Source organism: Pyxidicoccus fallax (genome assembly GCF_012933655.1).
GTDB classification, from domain to species: domain Bacteria; phylum Myxococcota; class Myxococcia; order Myxococcales; family Myxococcaceae; genus Myxococcus; species Myxococcus fallax.
This window is the reverse complement of sequence record NZ_JABBJJ010000235.1, coordinates 1-19,995: the sequence shown is the minus strand read 5'-3', so window position 1 is coordinate 19,995 and position 19,995 is coordinate 1. Positions and strand designations below refer to the sequence as shown.

Sequence of the window (19,995 nt, the reverse complement as noted above, 5' to 3'; positions counted from 1 at the left end):
CAGGGAGTCCTCGGGGCGGGGCGTCAGGTCCGCATCCAGGTCTTCCTCTTCCAAGGGAGGCAGTTCCCCAGAAGAGTCCTCCCGGCCGTCCATGGCGTGGACACCCTCGAGCCTCAGCCCGGTGATGGCACTGAACGCCTCGCCCGCGAGGCGCGCGGTGGCCTCCTGCTCCATCCATTTCAGGCACGCTTCCGCGGCCACCACCTGTCCGCTGAACCCCAGTGCCCAGAGCGCACCAGCGCGGAGCTCCGCCTGGTCCAACAGGCGGATGAGCCGCTCCACTCCCACACGTCCCCCTCGCAACCCCAGCAGCAACATCTGCGGCTGAGTGGGAATCGCGCCCCGCCCCACCCCATTGAGGCACTGCTCCCATGCCAGCGAAGTCCCGGACAGCAGCCCGGCTTCCAGGGCCGCGTCACGGACCGCGGAGCGGCTGTCCACCAGAAGCCGTGGCAGATGAACGCGCGCCAGGTGAGGAGGCAGGGGCGTCAGGCACCGGAGCGCGGCGGCACATGTCCGTTCGTCGTCGGCTTCCAGAAACGAGGCCACGGCATCTGCATCCGGCACGACGTGATGGAATGCCAGCACCTCCAATGCCAGTGCCTGCAATCCGGGGCCCGCTTCCCCCAGCAGGGGCCGCAGGAATCCCGCTACGTCTGGCCATTCCACCAGCTCGAGTGCACGCTGGATGGAAGACCTCTGCCCTGGAGGACGGGATGACAGCGATGCCAGGATTGGTTCCACCGCCCCGTCCAGGTCGCCTGTCATCAGCGCGAACGCGGCGACAAAGAGTTCGGCGGGTTCTTCTGACTCCAGACAGGGACTCAGCAGCGCCTCGGCAATGAGCTCACCACCGACAGAGAGCCCATCCAGGTGTGCCCGCAACCGCTCCTCGGCGCCTGCGGTCTCCTGGAGGTTCGCGTCAGGCGCAAGCAAGGCCTGCTCCCACTGGAACCAGTGGAATGCGGCTTCGCTCAGATGCTCCTCGAAGACATCCACCAGAATCGACACCATGCGCATCACACGCAGGCCGACGGACACAGGCCCCCCGCGCACAATGATAGCGCCTGGTTTCGACGGGACGTATGTCAGACACGAAAGATGGCGGGAATTGTCCATCTCCTTTCAAACACAATGACAGGCACAGCCCGGGTCCGCCATGACCTTACGTCTGGGTTGAGGCCATGCAGGAGACACGGATGATTTCGGCGATGGAGGCCTGAACCCAGTCCACGTAGGACTGCATGCGGTAGTTCTCCTCGGGCACGTCATGATCGACTCGGTGATTTTGACGAAGGGGCTGGGCGTGCGCATGCCTCGGCACTCTACCCAGCCGTCCTGTCATGGCGTTGCGTCACGGGCTCCGCGCCTCCGCCGATGAGCGCACGGCCATCCGCCGCCCCGTCTCCGAGGCCTCCACGAGGGTATCGAGGAGCCGGTGCAGCTCGAGGGCATCATGGAAGGTCGGCGCGAGCCGGGTGCCCTCGGCGAGGTCGCGAGCGAACGCGGCATACAGGTGCGCGACCTCCAGTGGCTCCCCGCTCAGCCCCGACGCCGGGAGCCACAGGTAGTGCTCGGGCGTGGGCAGCGTCTCCAGCGGAGTGCCCTCTCCCCGCGTCCCCGCCACCGTCAGGTCCCCGCGCAGGACCAGGTCTCCCTCCGTACCGGTGAGCGTGATGCCGACGTCCCCACCACTGCGCTTCCCTGCCTCGATATGCGCGGAGAGCACCGCCCCACTCTGGAGCGTCCCGCTGAGCAAGACCTGGTCGGGTGACGTCACCGGCACGGATTCACCCGTCTCGACGAGGACCGTGTGGTCGAACTGCCGGGCCACGACGGCGGACACGTCCCGAATCCCGCCGACCACCGCCAGCAGCGTGTCCAGGTAGTGCGCCGCGAGGATGGTGAGCGTGTTCACCCCGTTCGCGGCGTCGGCGGTATAGGCGGCGGCCGCCGGGCGCTGGGCTCCCATCATCGGAATGGCCACGCGCAGCGTCGCCGAGCGCAACCGCCCCACGTAGCCATCGGCGACCAGGTCCTTCAGGTAGCGCACGCCGGGAGCCAGCCGCCGCTGCAGGCCCACGACATGGCGCACGCCGGCGGACTCGGCCCGAGCCAGCATCGCGGCCGTCTGCGCCGTCGACGTGCCGGCGGGCCACTCGCAAAGGACGTGCTTTCCCGCGTCGACGGCCGCCCGGACGAGCCGCTCGTGCTCCGGCCCCCGCACGGAGACGACCACCAGGTCGACCTCGGGATGGGCCACGAGCGCCTCCGCCCGGTCGAAGGCGTGCGGAACCCCGAAACGGCGCGCCGTCTCCTCGGCGCTGTCCCGCCGCGTCGTGCTGACCGCGGTGACCTCATAGGGAGGCAGCGCCTTCAGCGCCGGCAGGTGCGTCAGCGTGGCCCAACCCCCGCGAGTGCTCGCTCCAATGACTCCCACCCGAATACGGCGCATGTGTCCTCCCAGGCACCCACCGCGGAAATACACGTCAAAAGCGGAGGGTTGCTCCGCTTCATATACGGAGGCATCCTCCGCTTCGCAACACGAGGTTCACGCCATGCCCCGTTCCCCTGGAAGACCCGTCCCGGAAGCCGAGCGGCCGCTGCGCGCGGACGCACGGCGCAACCGCGAGCTGCTCCTGACGGCCGCGCACGAGGCCTTCACCGAGCACGGCGCGGACGCCTCGCTCGACGACATCGCGCGGCGCGCGGGGGTGGGCATCGGGACGCTCTACCGGCACTTCGCGGACCGCGACGCGCTCCTGGTCGCGACGTTGGAGGAGCGGCTGGTGGCGCTCCGCGACAAGGGGCGGGCCCTGCTCGAAACCCCGGATGCCGTGGACGCCGTGGTGGCGTGGATGAAGGTCCTCATCAAGCACCTCACCACGTACCGGGGCATGGTCGGCACCATCAGCGCGGGGCTGCATGGCGTGTCCGCGGCATGTGAGCAGGTGAAGGAAACCGGGGCAGCGCTCCTCTCACGCGCCCAGGCGGCCGGAGAAATCCGGAGCGACATCGACCATGACGACCTGGAGGCCCTGGCCGTGGCGGTGGCCTTCACCGGTCAGCAGCCCGCGTCGGACCCGGCCCGTGCACGGCGGATGCTCACGGTCATCATCGATGGGCTGCGGGTCCGCGCGCCCGGAGCGAAGTAGCGCGCCCGAGCAGGCAGCCGAGGTCACCTGGGGGAGTTCCTGGGATGCCCAATCCCTGACATAGGATGCGCGCGCAATTTCCGGAGACTTCATGGCTCGCGCGTCCCACCATCCCCGGCTCCTCCTGCTGGTTCCCCTGCTCACGCTGCTCACCTCGGTGGCGTGTGGTGATGATCCCCCCAAATCCACTCCCGACAGCGGCACGCCGGTCGTGGACGCCGGCTCCGGTGACGCCGGCACGGGTGACACCGACGCCGGCACGGATGGCGGCGTCGCGTGCATCCCGAGCGGCTACGACCCGGGCCCTGCCAACCCGGCAGTCGTCGCCGACACGACGGCGGACATCCTGGTCCGGCTGCGCGCCATCCCCGGGCTCACGGTGCAGGAGAACCCCCGCGGGGTGACGGTGCCCGGGGGCTACCGCTTCTTCGTCATGACGTACAACCAGCCGGCGGACCACGCCCATCCGGAGTGCCAGCGCTTCGAGCAGCGGGTGAACCTGCTGCACACCTCGGACACGAAGCCCATGGTGCTCCAGACGACCGGCTACTTCGTCGGCGCCACCGCCAGCCGCGCGGAGCCCACGCAGATTCTCGGCGGCAACCAGCTCTCGGTGGAGCACCGCTTCTTCCCGCCCAGCATCCCGGAGCCCGCGGACTGGAGCCACCTCACCATCCGCCAGTCCGCCGACGACTTCCACCGCCTCACCGAGGCGCTCAAGCCCATCTACACCGGCAAGTGGGTGTCCACCGGCGTCAGCAAGGGCGGCGAGACGGTGGTGTTCCACCGCCGCTTCCACCCGAACGACGTGGACGCCACCGTGGCGTACGTGGCGCCCCTGGCCTTCCGCGACGACGCGCGCTTCCCGGCCTTCCAGGACACCGTGGGCGGTGATGCGCAGGCGGCCTGCCGCGAGCGGCTGTGGGCCTTCCAGCGTGAGACGCTCTCACGCCGCGAGCGGATGCTCGACCAGCTCCGCGCCTACGCCCAGCAGGAGGGCCTGACCTACACGCGGCTCGGCTTCGAGAAGGCGCTGGAGCACGCCGTCATCGAGACCTACTTCGCCTTCTGGCAGTACAACAACCCGGCGAACTGCACCCACCACATCCCCGACACCTCCGCCACGGATGAAGCGCTGCTGGCCACGCTGGACGGCCAGGTGGGCCTGCGCGCCTTCTCCGACGGGCAGCTCAGCGACTACGCAGGCTACTACTATCAGGCGGCGCTGGAGCTGGGCTGGCCCCAGCCCTACGAGGACCACCTGGGCGCGCTCATCCACCACCCGGACACCGACACCGGCGACGTGTACTCGCCGCCCGGCGCGCCCTTCGTCTTCCGGCCCGGGGCCATGCCGGACATCCAGAACTGGGTCTCCACCCAGGGCCAGCGGCTGATGTTCATCTACGGCAGCCTGGACCCGTGGACGGCCGCGGCCTACTCACTGGGCAACGCGCGGGACTCCCACCTCTACATGGTGCCCGGAGGGAATCACGGCGCGCGCATCTCCCGGCTCCCGGAGCCCCAGGCCTCGGAGGCGATGGCCATCCTCAACGGGTGGATGGCCATGCCCATGCAGAAGCGCGCGCCCAGGGTATCGCTCGCGGAGGAGCCACCCCTCTTCGGGCCGCGCGTGCCGCCGCGGCTGCGCCAGGGCGCCACCCGCTGAAGCAGAACCCGAGCACCGGGCCGTCCCGAAGCACGCGAGGGACGGCCCACCTCGCCCGCGTCAGAGCGTGGCGACCTTCGCCGCCTGGAGGATGGCCGCCGCGGTGTCCTTGCCGGACAGGGCGGCGCCCTCCATGAAGCCCTGCCACCAGTAGAACGAGTTGGCGTGCTCGCCCGCGAAGTGGAGGTTGCCCACGGGCTTGCCCTCGTTGCCGCAGATGGTGGTGAACTGGCCGGGGCGGTACGCGGTGTAGCTGCCGAGCGTGTTGGGGTTGCTCGGCCAGTGCTCCAGGTGCGCGAGGATGCGGCCGCCCGCGCCGCGCTTCACCGAGGCGGCCGTGCCGGGCACCACCCGCTCCATGCCCGCCACGAAGCGCTCGGCCTCGCGGGCCACGTTGTTCGGGTCCAGCGAGGCCCCGCGCGGGCCGCTGGAGTAGTCGGTGAGCACGGCGCTCTCCGACGTGGCCGAGTGGGGATTGGTCTCCCAGGTGCACTGGTGGTCCGCCAGGTCCGAGTACGTCGTGCCGTTGCAGCCGCGCTCCGCCCAGACGGGCCCCTTGTAGCCCACCATCATCTTCGCGTTGGTGCCGTAGCCGAGCTGCTGAATCGCCAGCGTCTTCCACGCCGGCAGCGCCAGCGACGCGTCCAGCCGGACGCCGCGCAGCACGGTGAAGGGCACCGCGAGCACCACCGCGTCATACGTGGCGGTGATGGCCGTGCTCCCGCGCCGCAGCGTCAACTCCAGCGCGCCGGAGGCCGTCTTGCGCACCGCCTCCAGCCGCTCGCCGTAGCGCAGCTGGCCCGGCAGCCGCGCCGCCAGCTCGCGCGGAATCTGCTGGTTGCCACCCACCAGGTGGTAGCGCTCGTCGCTGGAGCCAAAGGGCTCGAAGCGCGAGCGCCGGTTGGCGCGGATGAAGAAGAGGAAGTTGAGGCAGCTCTGCTGGCTCGCCGGGAGCCCGTACTCGCTCTCGTACGCGGCGATGATGGCGGCCTTCACCACCGGCCCCGCGCCCCGCGTCTCCAGGTAGGTGACGAGGTCCATCGCGTCGTACTGCCGGTCCACCAGCGTGTGCGTGTCCGCGGTGGGCGCACCCGAGAGCGCCTGCAGGTCCGGCCGCATGGCGGCGACGAAGGCGCGGTACTCGTCGACGACGACGGACTCCGCGTGGCGCTGGCCACCGAAGTAGTAGAAGACCTCGCCGGGCACCCGGGTGAGGTCCTCCTTCGCCAGCTTGAACTCCTGGGCGTAGCCCAGCATCGTCTTGTGGCCGGTGTCGATGAACTCGGCGCCGCGCTCCACCACCTGGCCGGGGAAGCTCACCGGCCCGCTGAAGGTGCCGCCCAGGGAGAACACGCGCCCACCGGGCCGCTCGTTGGCCTCGTGCACGGTGGCGAGGATGCCCGCGCGCTTCAGGTCATACGCGCACGCCAGCCCCGCCATGCCCGCGCCGACGATGCCCACGCGCACCGACGACGACGGCGGCGGCTTCGCCTCCGTCTCCAGCGCCCGCGCCGGCATCGCCGCCAGCCCCGCGCCCACCGCCGCCAGTCCCTTCAGGACCGACCGGCGGTCCACCCGCATGACCTGCGTCGCCTCTCGGCTGGGAGCGCCCACGCGCTCGGACGCGAGCGCGACGCGGGTGGTCTGACGGAACAGCTCGAAGAGGGCGGTACGGGCCACAGGGCCTCCAGGCACGGCGGGTGTGAAGGAGGCCTTATGTGTCTCACATCTCGAGAGTTCCGTGAAGATGCACTTTTGTGCCAAACCTGGACGATTTCAGACACTCCGTGCGGGAAATCCTCACTCCGCGAACGAAGCCTCCAGGATGGAGAGGGCCTCGGCGAAGTGGGCGTCGGGGATGGTGAGCGGGAAGAGGAAGCGAATGACGTTCCCGTACACGCCGCACGTCAGGAGCATGAGTCCCCTGTCCATGGCCCGCGCGCGCACCTTCTGGGTGAAGTCCGGGTCGGGGGTGTCGCTGCCGGGCTTGCAGAACTCCACGGCCAGCATGGCGCCCAGGCCGCGCACTTCGGCCATCTGGGGGACGCGGGCCTTGAGGGCCAACAGCCGCTCACGCAGCTCGCCGCCCAGGCGGTTGGCGCGCTCCACCAGCTTCTCCTCCTTCATGACGTCCAGCACCGCGTGCGCGGCGGCGATGGCCATGGGGCTGCCGGCGTAGGTGCCGCCCAGGCCGCCCGGCGCGGGCGCGTCCATGACGTCCGCCCGGCCCGTCACCGCGGACAGCGGGAAGCCGCCGGCCAGCGACTTGGCCATCGTCATCAGGTCCGGCGCCACGTCATGGTGCTCCATGGCGAACCACTTGCCGGTGCGGCCGAAGCCCGTCTGGATTTCATCCGCGATGAGCAGGATGCCGTGCTCGTCGCACACCTTGCGCAGCTCGCGCATCAGCTCCGGCGGCGCCACGTAGAAGCCGCCCTCGCCCTGCACGGGCTCGATGATGATGGCGGCCACGCGCTTCGGGTCGATGTCGGCCTTGAAGAGGTATTGCAGGGCCTTGAGCGAGTCCTCCACGCGCACGCCGTGCAGCGGCATGGGGAAGGGCACGTGGAAGACCTCGCCCGGGAAGGGGCCGAAGCCCGTCTTGTAGGGCACCACCTTGCCGGTGAGCGCCATGCCCATCATCGTCCGCCCGTGGAAGGCGCCGGTGAAGGCGATGACGCCGCCGCGGCCGGTGGCGTAGCGGGCAATCTTCACCGCGTTCTCCACCGCCTCCGCGCCCGTGGAGAAGAACGTCGTCTTCTTCGGGTGCGGGCCGGGCACGAGCTGGTTGAGCCGCTCGGCCAGGGCCACGTAGCTCTCGTACGGGACAATCTGGTACGCGGTGTGGGTGAAGGCGTCGAGCTGCGCGCGCACGGCCTCCACCACCCTGGGGTGGCGGTGCCCGGTGTTCAGCACGGCGATGCCGCCGGCGAAGTCGATGAACCGGCGGCCCTCCACGTCCCACAGCTCGCTGTTCTCGGCGCGAGCCACGAAGAAGGGGGCCATGACGCCCACTCCACGCGGCGTCGCGGCCTCCTTGCGGGCTTGCAGGCTGGCATTGGCGTTGTCCTTCTTCATGTCCGTACCCTTCCCTTCCCGGCTCAGTACTTCACCATGACGTGGCGAACGGCGGTGTAGTCCTCCAGGGCATACATGGAAAGGTCCTTCCCGTAGCCCGAGCGCTTCACGCCGCCGTGGGGCATCTCGCTCACCAGCATGAAGTGCGAGTTCACCCACGTGCAGCCGTACTGGAGCTGCGCCGCCACGCGCATCGCCTTGGAGAGGTCCTTCGTCCACACCGACGACGCGAGGCCGTAGTCCGAGTCATTGGCCCAGGCGATGGCCTGCTCCTCGTCGCTGAAGCGCGTCACCGACACCACCGGGCCGAACACCTCGCGGCGGACGATTTCGTCCTCCTGCCGCGCGCCGGCCACCACGGTGGGCTGGAAGAAGAAGCCCTTGCTGCCGTGGACCTTTCCGCCCGCCGTGACTTCCACGTGCTTGAGGCTGGCGGCGCGCTCCACGAAGCCGGCCACGCGCTGGCGCTGCTTCTCGGTGATGAGGGGGCCCATCTCCACGCCGGGCGCGTCCTGCTCGCCCACCTTGAGGGAGGACACCGCGCTGGACAGGTCCGCCACCAGCCTGTCGTACACCTTGGGGCCCGCGTAGATGCGGCACGCGGCGGTGCAGTCCTGCCCCGCGTTGTAGAAGCCGAAGGTGCGGATGCCGGCCACCACCGACTCCAGGTCCACGTCGTCGAAGACGATGACGGGCGCCTTGCCACCCAGCTCCAGGTGGGTGCGCTTGACGCCCTGGGCCGCCGCCTCCAGCACCTTCTGGCCGGTGGCCACGTCGCCCGTCAGCGACACCATGCGCACCTGCGGCTGGCGGATGAGCGGCGCGCCCACGGACTCGCCGCGGCCCGTCACCACGTTCACCACTCCGGGCGGGAAGAGGCCGGCCATGATGGTCGCCAGCTTCAGCGTGGTGAGCGGCGTCTGCTCGGAGGGCTTGAGCACCACCGTGTTGCCGGCGGCCAGCGCGGGGCCCAGCTTCCACGCCGCCATCATCAGCGGGTAGTTCCACGGGGCGATGGAGGCCACCACGCCCAGCGCGTCGCGGCGAATCATGCTCGTGTACCCGGCGGCGTACTCACCGGCCACCGCGCCCTGCATGGTGCGCACCGCGCCCGCGAAGAAGCGGAACACGTCGGCCACGGCGGGAATCTCGTCCGCCAGCGCCAGCGCGTAGGGCTTGCCGCAGTTGAGCGACTCCAGCCGGGCCAGCTCCGTGCCCTGCGCTTCGATGGCGTCCGCGAGCTTCAGCAGCACCGTGGCGCGGTCCTTGGGCGGGGTGCGGGACCAGGCGGGGAAGGCGCGCTCGGCGGCCGCCACCGCGGCCTGGATTTGCGCGAGCGAGGCCTCGGGCACCTTCGCCAGCACCTCGCCCGTCGCCGGGTTGAGGACGTCCTCCGCCGGGCCCTCGCCGACCACCAGCTCGCCACCAATCAACAGCTTGCCGTCCATGCGGTCCTCCCCTGTTCACGCGGCCACCCGGGCCGCCGCGGGTTTCACTGCGTCACTTCACGCGGCCACCGTGGCCGCCGCCGGCCCACCCGGCCCGAGACGTCACTTGCTGCTGCCGGCCACGTCCTCCGTCCCCCGCGTCAGGCGCCAGGCGACGAGGATGGGCACGGCGGTGATGAGCATCACCCAGAGCGCCACCACGTTCGTTACCGGCACGTCGCGCGGCCGGCCGAGCTGGTCCAAGAGCCAGATGGGCAGCGTCTTCTCGTGTCCGGCGGTGAAGGTGGTGACGATGAGCTCGTCGAAGCTGAGCGCGAACGCGAGGATGCCACCGGCCAGCAGCGCCGTGGCCATCTGCGGCATCACCACGTGGCGGAACGTCTGGAATCCGTCGGCGCCCAGGTCCGCGGAGGCCTCCAGCAGGCTGTGCGGCATGCGCCGCAGCCGGGCCACCACGTTGTTGTAGACCATGACCACGCAGAACGTGGCGTGGCCCACGGCGATGGTCCAGAAGTTGGGCGTCACCTCCGCCAGCCGGAACGCGGACAACAGCGCGATGCCGGTGATGATGCCCGGCAATGCGATGGGCAGGATGACCATCAGGTTGATGGCCTCCTTGCCGAAGAAGCGGCGGCGGTAGAGCGCTCCGGCCAGCAGCGTGCCCAGCACCAGCGCCACGGCCGTGGAGGCCACGGCCACCTGGAGCGACAGCTTGATGGCGCCGAGCACGTCCTCGCGCTCGGCGGCGGCCTGGAACCAGCGCAGGGTGAGGCCCTTCAGCGGGAAGCTGAAGGCGCTCTCCTCGGTGTTGAAGGCGTAGAGCCCCACCATGAGGATGGGGAAGTGCAGGAAGAGGAGCCCGCCGTACGCGAGCACCTTGAGCCACCACGGGGCCCGGGGGCCATCCTCGTACCGGGCCTCAGAGCGCATCGAACGCTCCCAGCTTGCGCGCCACGGTGAGGTAGATGCCGATGATGACGATGGGCACCACCGTGAAGGACGCCGCCATGGGGATGTTCCCGATGGAGCCTTGCATCGTGTAGACCATGTTGCCGATGAACAGGCCGGACGGGCCCACGAGCTGCGGGATGATGTAGTCCCCCAGCGTCAGCGAGAAGGTGAAGATGGAGCCCGCCACCACGCCGGGGAACGCCAGCGGGAGCAGCACCGTGCGGAACGACTGCGTGGGCCGCGCGCCCAGGTCCGCCGCCGCCTGCATCAGGTTGCCCGGCACCCGCTCAATCGCCGCCTGGATGGGCAGAATCATGTACGGCAGCCAGATGTAGGTGAAGACGAGGAAGCGGCCGAGGTTGGAGGTGGACAGCGACGAGCCGCCCACGCCGGGCAACGTCAGCGCCCACTCCAGCGCGGGCAGCAGGTACAGCCGCTCCACCAGCCAATAGATGATGCCGCCCTTGGAGAGGATGACCGTCCACGAGTAGGCCTTGACGATGTAGCTGGCCCACATGGGGAGCATGACGGCGATGTAGAAGAAGCCCTTGCGCCAGCCGGTGGCGTAGCGGGCCATGTAATAGGCCACGGGGAAGCCGAGCACCGCGGAGGCCACCGTCACCGTGCCCGCCATGGACAGCGTGCGCAGGATGATGTCGTGGTTGGCCGCGTCCAGCAGGGCCTTGTAGTTGGCCCACGTCAGCTCGGGCGTGACGCCCATGGTGAAGTCGTCGAAGGTGTAGAAGCTCTGCACCAGCAGCGACAGGAGCGAGCCCAGGTACACCCCGCCGAACCACAGCAGCGGCGGCGTCAAGAGCAGCAGGAGGTACAGCGTGCTCCGCCGGTAGAGGACGTTGGCCACGACCCGCGCCACCCCGGCGCGCGGGCGGGCGGGAGCGGGCAGCGCGACGCCAGGCAAGGTCTCCATGCCCTACCCTCCCGACTCCAGCTGCACCATCGCCTCGGGAGCCCAGGCCACGCGCACCGTGTCGCCCCGGCGCGGCAGGGACGCCTCGTCCGCCTCGCCGTTGAGCATGCTCAAGGTGAGCACCTGATTGCCCTCCACCCGCACCTCGTAGCGGCTGGAGGCGCCGTGGTACTGCACCTCCACCAGCCGGCCCTCCACGCTCACCCGGTTGCCCTCGGCGGACATGGCGAAGCGCATGTGCTCGGGGCGCACGGAGAAGGGCCGCTCGCTGCCGGTGAGCCGGCGCGCCAGCTCGCCCGACACCACGTTGGCGGTGCCCACGAAGCCGGCGACGAAGACCGTCTTCGGCCGCGTGTAGAGGTTGCGCGGCGTGTCCACCTGCTCGATGCGGCCCTGGCTGAAGACGGCCACCCGGTCCGACATGGACAGGGCCTCGCCCTGGTCGTGGGTGACGTAGACGAAGGTGATGCCGAGCCGGCGCTGGAGCGACTTGAGCTCCGCCTGCATCTGCTCGCGCAGCTTGAGGTCCAGCGCGCCCAGCGGCTCGTCCAGCAGGAGCACGCGGGGCTTGTTGATGAGCGCGCGCGCCAGGGCCACGCGCTGGCGCTGTCCGCCGGACAGCTGGCTGGGCCGGCGCGAGCCGAAGCCGCCGAGCGCCACCAGCTCCAGCGCGGTCTCCGCCTCCTTGTGACGGGTGGCCTTCGCCACGCCCTTCACCATCAGCCCGTAGGCCACGTTGTCCAGCACGCTCATGTGCGGGAACAGGGCGTAGTCCTGGAAGACGGTGTTGACGTCGCGCTCGTACGGCGGGAGCCCGGCGGCCTCCTGGCCATGCAGCAGGAGGCTGCCGGACGTGGGCTGCTCGAAGCCCGCGATGAGGCGCAGGCAGGTGGTCTTCCCGCTGCCGGAGGGCCCGAGCATGGAGAAGAACTCACCGTCCTGGATGGACAGGGACACGCCATCCACGGCCTTGACGGCGCCATAGTGGCGGCTGACGGTTTTCAGCTCGACGGCGATGCTGCTCATGGCGTGTCCCGTGGCCCGGCCTAGCGGCCGCCCATGATGGCGATGTAGTCCTGCGTCCAGCGGCTGTAGGGCACGCAGGTGGACTGGGTGGCGCACTTGGCCACGGGCGTCTTCCAGAAGTGCACCTGGCCGAAGCGCTCGAAGCCGTTGGTCTTGCAGAAGTCGGTGCCACCCGGCGCCTTGGTCTTGCACGCGTCGGGGACGACGGGGTTGGAGCCGAACCACTCGGCGAGCGCGGACTGGAGGTCCTTGTTCAGCGAGTGCTCCATCCACTTGTACGCGCACACCGGGTTCTTGGCGTTGGCGTGCAGCATGGTGGAGTCCGCCCAGCCGGTGGAGCCCTCCTGCGGAATCACGGAGTCGACGGGCTGCTTCTCGCCCTTGAGGGCATTGACCATGTAGCCCCAGGAGCTGGAGGCGACGACGCCCTCGTTCTTGAAGTCGCTCATCTGCACGGTGGAGTCGTGCCAGTAGCGGTGCGTCAGGCCCTTCTGGGCGCGCAGCAGCGCGACGACGGCGGCGTACTGCTTGTCGTTGAGCTCGAACGGGTCCTTGATGCCCAGGTCCGGCTGCTTCTTCATGAGGTACAGCGCGGCGTCCGCGATGTAGATGGGGCCGTCATACGCCTGCACGCGGCCCTTGTTGGACTTGCCGTCCGGGAGCTTCTGCTCCTCGAACACCACCGCCCAGGACGTGGGGGCCGTCTTGAAGACGTTGGTGTTGTACATGAGCACGTTGGGGCCCCACTGGTAGGGCACGCCATAGTGCTTGCCGTCCACCGTGTGCCAGGGCGCGTTCTTCAGCCGGTCGTCGATGGTGTTCCAGGAGGGAATCAACGCGGTGTTGATCTCCTGCACCTTCTTGCCGTGCACCAGGCGCAGGCTCGCGTCGCCGGACGCGGTGACGAGGTCATAGCCGCCCTGGTTCATGAGGGAGACCATCTCGTCCGAGGTGGCCGCGGTCTTCACGTTGACCTTGCAGCCGCTGTCCTTCTCGAACTTGGAGACCCAGTCGTACTTCTTGTCCGTCGCACCACGCTCGATGTAGCCGGGCCAGGCGATGATGTTGAGCTGCCCCTCGGGCTTCCCGAGCTTCTGCGGCGGAGCGGCCAGCGCCTGCGTCGCCGCGACCATCACTGCACCCATTGCAAGCTGCTTCAGCATGCGGTTCTCCCCTCCCGTTGGCTGTGTGAGCGGGAAGACTCTAGAGGAGTCGATTGGCGCGTCAACAGCACCGCCCAGGACCTGGGGGGTCGTGTTGACACCAGGGCCAGTGGCGCCTCGCCACGCGAAGTGACGGACGCAAGCCAGGCCGCTCGGTGGCAAGTGCCGTGGAGTCGCCGGGGCAGTGCAGTATTCACGAACTAATCCAGCGGAACCGGCGACATTCCGCGCTCGGTGTTCAACGGACTGCGCTCATGGTGACAGGGTCCAACGTGAGCGAGGTGTGTCAGTCGCGGAGGTAGTCGTCGGCGGCGGCACACAGGGCTTCGAGGCTGTCGTGGCTGGGACTGTCGAAGGCGCGCTCCACGGCCTGGCGCAGCCGTGAGTCCTCCGGGGTTCCCGCTGGACGCCCATCGAGGAAGTGGAGCAGCTCCTCCCGGGAGCGCCCCAGGGTGAGCAGGTCCGGTTCGAGCATGGCGCCCGCGTCGAGGTTCGCCCGCTTCGCCGCGTACAGGAGGAGGACGTCCTCCACGTGGCCCTGCCGGTAGAGCAGGTGGCAGAGCGCATACAGCGCGTCGCCACAGCCGCCGAGGTGACGCCGGAGCGCGGTCTCACGGCGAGTCAGGACGCGGATGAGCGGCAGGTCCCGCGCGTCACGCTGGTGCCACAGCCGCATCGCCAGTGCTTCCATGGCGGACTCACGTTGCGCTTCGGAGTCCGGGCAATCATCGAAGTAGCGGGCGACCGCGTCTTCAATCGAAGCGTCGCTCGTGAGCCCGCGTGCCGTGTCGATGAGTGTCTCTGGCGTCATTCGCTCCTCCAACCCATCCACCGTGCACGATAGGCACAAGGGGGCCGGTTCGTGGTCCCGCTGATGGAAGCCTGAAGCCTCTCTCCGCTCTCACGCCACGACCTGCCCTCACGGACGGCGGCGAGGGACCCTGCCGGAAATTACGGTCAGCCCATCGAGGGAGCGGTGGATTCCGGGGTCGGTCCTCGATGGAACGAAGGAGGGCCTCATGCAGTCACGCGGAGTCATCATCATCGGCGGAGGCGTGGGTGGGCTGTGTGCCGCCATCGCGCTCCGGCAAGCAGGTCTCGAGGTCGCCGTGTACGAGCGAGCCGAGTCCTACCGGGCGCTCGGTGCCGGGCTGTCGTTGTGGCCGAACGCGATGCGCGCCTTCGAGCTGCTGGGAGTGGCGCGAGAGGTGGCGGGCGCGGGGGTCGAGTGGCGCGAGACGGTGATGCACCGATGGGATGGCAAGGTGCTCTCCCGGCTGGCCGTGGACACGCTGTGCCGGGACCTGGGCCAGCCGACGGTGGGGTTGCTCCGCGCGGAGCTCCATCAGGTGCTGCTGCGAGCACTCGGGCCGGACGTGGTGCACCTGGGCGCCGCGTGCACGGGCTTCCATGTCGGGAACGACAGGGTCCGCGTCACCTTCGCCGATGGCCGGCAGGTGGAGGGAGACTGTCTTGTCGGCGCGGACGGACTGCACTCGGTCGTCCGCCAGCAGCTCTTCCCGGAGGTGCGGGCGCGATACAAAGGCCGGACCTCCTGGCGAGGCGTGGTGAGCGTCACCTCCCCGGTGCTTCCAGAGGGGAGCCAGTTCGAGCTCTATGGTCCAGGGGGTGCCCGCGTCGGCATCTACCACATGGGGCGAGGCCCGGAGGGCACGTGGCGGATGTACTGGTTCCTGATGGCACCGGCACCCGCGGGTGGACGGGATGCGGAGGGAGGCCACCGGGAGGCGGTGCTGAGCCACGTCCGGGGCTGGGCGGAGCCGGTCGAGTCGCTCATCCGCTCCACACCGGAGTCCGCCATCCTGCGCACGGACATCCATGACCTGGAGCCGCTGCCGCACTGGGGCGACGGCCCCGTCACGCTGCTGGGCGACGCGGCGCACGCGATGGTGACCGACCTGGCCCAGGGGGCCTGTCAGGCCATCGAGGATGCACTGGTGCTCGCGAAGCATCTGCGCGCGGACTCCGACAAGGTCCGGGCGCTGCGGACCTACGAGTCGAGACGCCGGCCCCGCACGGCGTACGTCTCCGAGCTGAGCTTGAAGGCGGGCTCTCTCCGGTACCTCCGCCCTCCGTTGGCGCGATGGGCGCGAGACCTGCTGATGCAGGCCCTGCCGCGCTCGGTGGCGCTCAACACGCTTCGGTCCGTGGTGAGCCACGACTTCCTGGCGTAGTGCCCCCAGAACGCGCAGGCGCCTTCCGCAAGGGTTGGCGAGGGCCAGCGGTCCGAGGCAGAAGCACGTGCTCATGCCCGAGCCGGGAAGAGCACCTCCGGAGCCGCCGACACCACCTCCGGGTACACCTGGGTCGGGTCATCGAGGAGGGGCGCGGGCCCTCCCTTGACGTGGCGGTCGAAGAAGGCGCGCAAGCAGTCCCCCAGCACCCGCCACATCCGCGCCCCCTCGATGGTGCCCAGGGCCTGTGCCGCAGGGGACCAGCGGCGCAGGGGCAGCAGTCCGCAGTCCGTGAAGCTCGCATGCCCCGCGCCACGAATGAGCAGGCTGTAGCCGGGCCGTGCCGCTTCGTGCACCCGCTGCCAGCCGCGGAGCACGTAGTGCTGGTCCGCGCGGCAGTACTCCTCGGAGGTGAACACGTTCCGGCGCACCGATTCGCCGCACGGCTGTACGTACTCTGGATGCTCCCCGAACAGCTCCAGCACCGGCAGTCCCAAGCCGCTTCGGGCCACCGCCGTCCACAGCCCACCGTCCAGGATGGCCACGGCCCGACAGCGCGAATCCCGTACGCACAGCTCCGCCGCCGCGTTGCCTCCAAACGAGTGTCCCATGGCGCCCAGCCGGCCCAGGTCCAGCTTCCCGGTGAACCGTCCGGGCTCCGTGTTCAGCTGCTCCAACCGGGCCACGACACTGCACAGGTCCGCGGCCTTCACTTCGACCACCGCCGCCCGCTTGCGCACGTCCTCGGCCTGCGGGCCTCGCGACACGGCGAACGCCCCACCCAGGCTCGCCGGACGGAACCAGCGCACGCGCCCATCCGCGAAGACCGACACGGGAAGCATCTCGTACGTATGGCTCACCGCCGCGACGACGTACCCGTGACTCGCCAGCTCCTCGAACAACGCCGTGTAGAAGAGGGGTGGAAACCCCGAGGGCGAGAAGACCAACACCGGGTGGGGCGCCCCCACGTCGGACACCGGGGCCTCCGAGATTGCGTGCGGACGCACCCGCTTCGACCGGACTCCCCAGAAGAACGCCGCGCGGCGCCACGCCCCCGGCAGGTAGGCCCCCTTCCGCGAGCCTGGTGCTGGCTTCGCCGGATACCAGAGCCACACCGACAGCTCTCGCGGGGACTCCCGCCCATAGGGTTCCTGGCGTTGCAGGTCCACCACATCGACCGCGCTTCGGCCCACGGCGAATGGCCTCGCTGGGGCGGGCAGAGCCACGGGACGACGACCCTGCATCCACAGATGGACCTGGTGCTCCAGCGCCCTCACGGCGGCAAGGACGCGAGCCTGGCACGAGCGCGCACGCGCAAGGATGCTCGTTCTCATGGATGTCCCCTTTCCGGTGGTGCTTCCCACGCTGCTGGCTGAACGGGCGCGGACGCGGTGGACGATGTTCCGGCGCCAGGCGCGGGCCTCGGGCGTTCGGGCCACATCACGGCCAGGAGCAGCATCAAGAAGGCGAGGCTGGAGGAGGCCATGCGCACCCGGTTGATGCGGAAGTAGCGCTGGCGAACGGTGAGCCAGTCCGTCGGCAGGGCCCGTGCGTTCCATCCCAGGATGATGTCGTACAACGGCTCGGCGGCGTACCGGGAGACCGCGAACACCCCCGCGGTGAAGACCGCGGTGCCCGCCAGGGTGAGCAGGAAGCGTGTGCTCCCCACCCTTCCCCGCTCCAAAACCAGGGCCGCGGCGGGCGCCAGCACCGAGACCATGACCAGCATCTGGTTGACCGGAGCCTTGCGCGCCATGGGCAGGAACCGCTGCATCACCACCGTGAACTCCGCCCCGGAGAGGCCCTTCAGCACCTTCTGGAGCAGGAACAGGACGGCGGTCAGCAGTCCGCTGAACAGCCCGCTCGTGAACACCCCCAGGGCCAGCGCAATCGAGGCGGCACGCATCGTCTCCTCCTCGATGGAAAGCTGGCCACCCGCCGCCCCGCGAGCGCCCCTCTGATGACACCCGGGCATCGGGCCGATCGCGCCGTCCGGAAGGGAGCAGTCCAACGAACGGGCGGGTGACCGTCTCCACGAAGCGCGACCGCGCCCTCCTGCGTGCCTTCATCACCGCGCCTCGCTGAAGCGCCGACGCTTCAGTCGAGGGCCGTCGCCCGAACGCTCACTCCGGAGCGCCCAGCTGCCGCAGGAGGGAGCGCAGGTCGTAGTAGAAGCGCTCGCCCGCGAGCAGCCCGTCGCGGAAGGTGAGGAAGACAGCCATCCGCAGTTCCACCGGCCGCCCCGTGGGGGGAATGCCCTGGAACTCGCCCACGTGCCTTCCGACGTAGCGAGCCTCGGCGATGAGGGTGCCGTCCCCGGCCCAGTACCGACGCTCTCCCTTCACCACCACGTCGAACGTCCTCCACCACTCCGCGTAGTACGCCTCGGCTCCCTCGTGGCCGTGGTACGTCCTGCCAAGCGGCAGGTCCTCGAAGACGCAGGCCTCGTGCAGCGTGGCGAGCGTCTCCCGCATCCGATGTTCGTTCTCCGCCTCGACGTGACGTCGGATGAGCCGCTCGTGCTCGCGCTGGAGCGCCGCCGCCACATCCGGGGGCTGCATTTCCCGCATGGGAACCTCCGGTGACCTCGTGTTGGACGCGGAGAAGGATGCGCGGCGGGTGGTACAGTCAGAAGGTCCATTCAGGACATTTCCGCTGGTCCACTTCCGCTCCCGTGTCCAAGCGCGCCACGACCTACATTCCACCCCTGGAGCGACCCCTGGGCGCGCGCACCCACCAGCGGGACCTCTACACGCTGCTGCGCGCGGCCATCCTGGACCGGCGGCTCCGCCCGGGCAGCCGCATCCCCTCCACCCGCGACCTCGCCCGGGAGTACGGCGTCGCACGGGGCACCGTCGTCGCGGTGTACGGCCAGCTCGTCTCGGAGGGCTATCTCACCGCCACCGTGGGCGCCGGCACCCGGGTGAGCGAGACGGTGCCCGACGAGCTGCTCTCGCGCGGCTTGCCCGCGCAGCCGCGCTCCGCCACGACGTCCCGCGAGCCCCCACCGCCCGCGCTCGCGCGGCGCGGCCAGCAGTACACGGACAGCCCCTTCCCACTGAGACCAGCGGCGGCCGTGAGCCAGGCCTTCGTGGCGCATCGTCCCGCGCTCGATGCCTTCCCGGTGAAGCTCTGGTCCCGGGTGGCGGCGAGCCGGCTGCGGCGGCTGTCGGGCGCGGCGCTCGCGGACGGAGACCCGCTCGGAGATGCGAGGCTGCGCCGGGTGATCGCCGCGTACCTGGGCTCGGCTCGCGGGGTGCGCTGTGAGGCGGACCAGGTCTTCATCGTGTCCGGCGTCCAGCAGGCGCTCGAGCTGGTGGCCCGGCTGGTGGTGGACCCGGGAGACGCGGTGTGGGTGGAGGACCCGGGCTACCCGGGCTCCAGCCGCATCCTCCAGGCCTCGGGGGCCGTGACGTGCCCGGTTCCCGTGGACGCGGAGGGACTTCGCGTCTCCGTCGGAGAGGACCGCGCGCCCCGGGCACGGCTGGCGTGTGTCACGCCCGCGCACCAGGCACCGCTGGGCGTCGCCATGTCCCTGGCCCGCCGGCTCGCGCTGCTGGACTGGGCCCGTCGGAGTCGCGCCTGGGTCTTCGAGGACGACTACGACAGCGAGTACCGCTACGCATCCAAGCCGCTACCCGCGCTGCAGGGCCTGGACACGCACGGCTGTGTCCTGCACGCGGGCAGCTTCAGCAAGACGCTCTTTCCCGCGCTGCGGCTGGGCTACCTCGTGGTGCCCTCCTCCATCGTGGACAGGGTGGCGAAGGCCCGCTCCCTGATGGACCGGTACCCGGGCATCCTGCCCCAGGCGGTGCTGGCGGACTTCATCGAGGATGGGCACTACGCCCGGCACCTGCGCCGGATGCGGGAGCTCTACGCCGAGCGCCGGGACGCGCTCTCGCGCTCCGTCGCGGCCCGGCTGTCAGGGGCCCTGGTGTTGCCGGAAGGAGGAGCGGGGCTCGACACGGTGGGCTGGCTGGAGAAGGGCCTCCAGGCACGAACCGTGGTGGCCGCCGCGGGCGAGCACCGCGTCCTCCTCGAGCCGCTCGATCGCTATCTGCTACGTGAACGACTGCCGCAGGGCGTGCTCTTGGGGTTCGCCTCGCTCTCGACCCGGCAGATAGCGCTGGGGGTGGAGCGGCTCGCGCGAGCGCTCATGGCATGAGCTTCGACGGGCTGTATCGCCAGGCATGGCAGCCGGAAAAGACAGACCGCGGAAAAAAGAAAACCCCCGGTGCCCAAAGGGCACCAGGGGTCTTCAAAAAGAATCCGGCAGCGACCTACTCTCCCGCGCGGTTTCCCGCGAAGTACCATCGGCTCTGGAGGGCTTAACTTCCGTGTTCGGGATGGGAACGGGTGGAACCCCTCCGACATAGCCACCGGAA

The 19,995-nt window shown here is 69.8% G+C and carries 17 protein-coding genes and 1 rRNA gene; 4 read left to right on the top strand and 14 right to left on the bottom strand.

What is annotated here, in order from left to right:
- On the bottom strand, positions 1 to 1,041 hold a 1,041-nt coding region (locus tag HG543_RS36375; protein ID WP_169349515.1), incomplete at its 3' end, for a TIGR02270 family protein.
- Between the two features lie 313 nt (positions 1,042 to 1,354).
- Positions 1,355 to 2,455, bottom strand: a complete 1,101-nt coding sequence (locus tag HG543_RS36370; RefSeq protein ID WP_169349514.1) for a Gfo/Idh/MocA family protein — start codon at positions 2,453 to 2,455, stop codon at positions 1,355 to 1,357.
- Between the two features lie 103 nt (positions 2,456 to 2,558).
- Between HG543_RS36370 and HG543_RS36365 the strand changes: the two genes are divergently transcribed.
- Both HG543_RS36365 and HG543_RS36360 read left to right on the top strand, forming a co-directional pair.
- On the top strand, positions 2,559 to 3,155 hold the full coding sequence (locus tag HG543_RS36365; protein WP_169349513.1) for a TetR/AcrR family transcriptional regulator: 597 nt from the start codon (positions 2,559 to 2,561) through the stop codon (positions 3,153 to 3,155).
- A gap of 91 nt (positions 3,156 to 3,246) precedes the next feature.
- A complete protein-coding gene (locus tag HG543_RS36360; RefSeq protein ID WP_169349512.1) occupies positions 3,247 to 4,821 on the top strand; it encodes a S28 family serine protease in 1,575 nt (524 codons plus the stop codon).
- A gap of 60 nt (positions 4,822 to 4,881) precedes the next feature.
- Here HG543_RS36360 and HG543_RS36355 read toward each other — a convergent pair whose 3' ends face one another.
- The 8 genes from HG543_RS36355 to HG543_RS36320 form a co-directional block, all read right to left on the bottom strand.
- On the bottom strand, positions 4,882 to 6,501 hold the full coding sequence (locus tag HG543_RS36355; RefSeq protein ID WP_169349511.1) for an FAD-dependent oxidoreductase: 1,620 nt from the start codon (positions 6,499 to 6,501) through the stop codon (positions 4,882 to 4,884).
- A 120-nt stretch (positions 6,502 to 6,621) separates the two neighbouring features.
- Entirely contained in the window at positions 6,622 to 7,899 is a 1,278-nt protein-coding gene (locus HG543_RS36350; RefSeq protein ID WP_169349510.1) for a 4-aminobutyrate--2-oxoglutarate transaminase, read from the bottom strand.
- 23 nt (positions 7,900 to 7,922) lie between these two features.
- A complete protein-coding gene (locus tag HG543_RS36345) occupies positions 7,923 to 9,347 on the bottom strand; it encodes a gamma-aminobutyraldehyde dehydrogenase (protein WP_169349509.1) in 1,425 nt (474 codons plus the stop codon).
- A gap of 102 nt (positions 9,348 to 9,449) precedes the next feature.
- A complete protein-coding gene (locus HG543_RS36340; protein ID WP_169349508.1) occupies positions 9,450 to 10,277 on the bottom strand; it encodes an ABC transporter permease in 828 nt (275 codons plus the stop codon).
- Positions 10,267 to 11,226, bottom strand: a complete 960-nt coding sequence (locus tag HG543_RS36335; protein WP_169349507.1) for an ABC transporter permease — start codon at positions 11,224 to 11,226, stop codon at positions 10,267 to 10,269. Before HG543_RS36335 ends, HG543_RS36340 begins: the two co-directional genes overlap by 11 nt.
- 3 nt (positions 11,227 to 11,229) lie before the next feature.
- On the bottom strand, positions 11,230 to 12,252 hold the full coding sequence (locus HG543_RS36330; protein ID WP_169349506.1) for an ABC transporter ATP-binding protein: 1,023 nt from the start codon (positions 12,250 to 12,252) through the stop codon (positions 11,230 to 11,232).
- Positions 12,253 to 12,272: 20 nt separating this feature from the next.
- Positions 12,273 to 13,415 carry an ABC transporter substrate-binding protein gene (locus tag HG543_RS36325; protein WP_169349505.1) on the bottom strand — a complete coding sequence of 381 codons (1,143 nt, stop codon included), beginning with the start codon at positions 13,413 to 13,415 and terminating at the stop codon, positions 12,273 to 12,275.
- A 286-nt stretch (positions 13,416 to 13,701) separates the two neighbouring features.
- Positions 13,702 to 14,226: a hypothetical protein gene (locus HG543_RS36320; RefSeq protein WP_169349504.1), complete on the bottom strand. Its 525-nt coding sequence runs from the start codon at positions 14,224 to 14,226 to the stop codon at positions 13,702 to 13,704.
- Between the two features lie 208 nt (positions 14,227 to 14,434).
- Between HG543_RS36320 and HG543_RS36315 the strand changes: the two genes are divergently transcribed.
- Complete coding sequence (locus HG543_RS36315) at positions 14,435 to 15,610, top strand: FAD-dependent monooxygenase (RefSeq protein ID WP_169349503.1); 1,176 nt, start codon at positions 14,435 to 14,437, stop codon at positions 15,608 to 15,610.
- Between the two features lie 71 nt (positions 15,611 to 15,681).
- Here HG543_RS36315 and HG543_RS36310 read toward each other — a convergent pair whose 3' ends face one another.
- From HG543_RS36310 to HG543_RS36300, 3 genes are all read right to left on the bottom strand, one after another.
- Entirely contained in the window at positions 15,682 to 16,803 is a 1,122-nt protein-coding gene (locus HG543_RS36310; RefSeq protein ID WP_169349502.1) for an alpha/beta hydrolase family protein, read from the bottom strand.
- A gap of 137 nt (positions 16,804 to 16,940) precedes the next feature.
- Positions 16,941 to 17,516 (bottom strand): DUF1772 domain-containing protein, encoded by a 576-nt coding sequence (locus tag HG543_RS36305; protein ID WP_169349501.1) that lies wholly within the window; start codon positions 17,514 to 17,516, stop codon positions 16,941 to 16,943.
- A 217-nt stretch (positions 17,517 to 17,733) separates the two neighbouring features.
- The gene (locus HG543_RS36300; protein WP_169349500.1) at positions 17,734 to 18,180 is read right to left on the bottom strand and encodes an ester cyclase; all 447 of its coding nucleotides are present in this window, start codon (positions 18,178 to 18,180) and stop codon (positions 17,734 to 17,736) included.
- Between the two features lie 104 nt (positions 18,181 to 18,284).
- Here HG543_RS36300 and pdxR point away from each other — a divergent pair, with 104 nt between their 5' ends.
- Entirely contained in the window at positions 18,285 to 19,775 is a 1,491-nt protein-coding gene (gene pdxR / locus HG543_RS36295) for a MocR-like pyridoxine biosynthesis transcription factor PdxR (protein ID WP_169349499.1), read from the top strand.
- 102 nt (positions 19,776 to 19,877) lie between these two features.
- On the opposite strand, the gene rrf is transcribed toward pdxR, so the two are convergent.
- Positions 19,878 to 19,994: ribosomal RNA gene (rrf, locus tag HG543_RS36290) — 5S ribosomal RNA — on the bottom strand.
- Position 19,995: the final 1 nt, after the last annotated feature.

Bases quoted from the DNA above. Each gene is read 5' to 3' on its own strand.
- HG543_RS36360 (WP_169349512.1), top strand. From the start codon at position 3,247: ATGGCTCGCGCGTCCCACCATCCCCGGCTCCTCCTGCTGGTTCCCCTG.
- HG543_RS36350 (WP_169349510.1), bottom strand. From the start codon at position 7,899: ATGAAGAAGGACAACGCCAATGCCAGCCTGCAAGCCCGCAAGGAGGCC.
- HG543_RS36320 (WP_169349504.1), bottom strand. From the start codon at position 14,226: ATGACGCCAGAGACACTCATCGACACGGCACGCGGGCTCACGAGCGAC.
- HG543_RS36365 (WP_169349513.1), top strand. From the start codon at position 2,559: ATGCCCCGTTCCCCTGGAAGACCCGTCCCGGAAGCCGAGCGGCCGCTG.
- HG543_RS36340 (WP_169349508.1), bottom strand. From the start codon at position 10,277: ATGCGCTCTGAGGCCCGGTACGAGGATGGCCCCCGGGCCCCGTGGTGG.
- HG543_RS36300 (WP_169349500.1), bottom strand. From the start codon at position 18,180: ATGCGGGAAATGCAGCCCCCGGATGTGGCGGCGGCGCTCCAGCGCGAG.
- HG543_RS36370 (WP_169349514.1), bottom strand. From the start codon at position 2,455: ATGCGCCGTATTCGGGTGGGAGTCATTGGAGCGAGCACTCGCGGGGGT.
- HG543_RS36315 (WP_169349503.1), top strand. From the start codon at position 14,435: ATGCAGTCACGCGGAGTCATCATCATCGGCGGAGGCGTGGGTGGGCTG.
- HG543_RS36335 (WP_169349507.1), bottom strand. From the start codon at position 11,226: ATGGAGACCTTGCCTGGCGTCGCGCTGCCCGCTCCCGCCCGCCCGCGC.
- HG543_RS36305 (WP_169349501.1), bottom strand. From the start codon at position 17,516: ATGCGTGCCGCCTCGATTGCGCTGGCCCTGGGGGTGTTCACGAGCGGG.
- HG543_RS36345 (WP_169349509.1), bottom strand. From the start codon at position 9,347: ATGGACGGCAAGCTGTTGATTGGTGGCGAGCTGGTGGTCGGCGAGGGC.
- HG543_RS36330 (WP_169349506.1), bottom strand. From the start codon at position 12,252: ATGAGCAGCATCGCCGTCGAGCTGAAAACCGTCAGCCGCCACTATGGC.
- HG543_RS36325 (WP_169349505.1), bottom strand. From the start codon at position 13,415: ATGCTGAAGCAGCTTGCAATGGGTGCAGTGATGGTCGCGGCGACGCAG.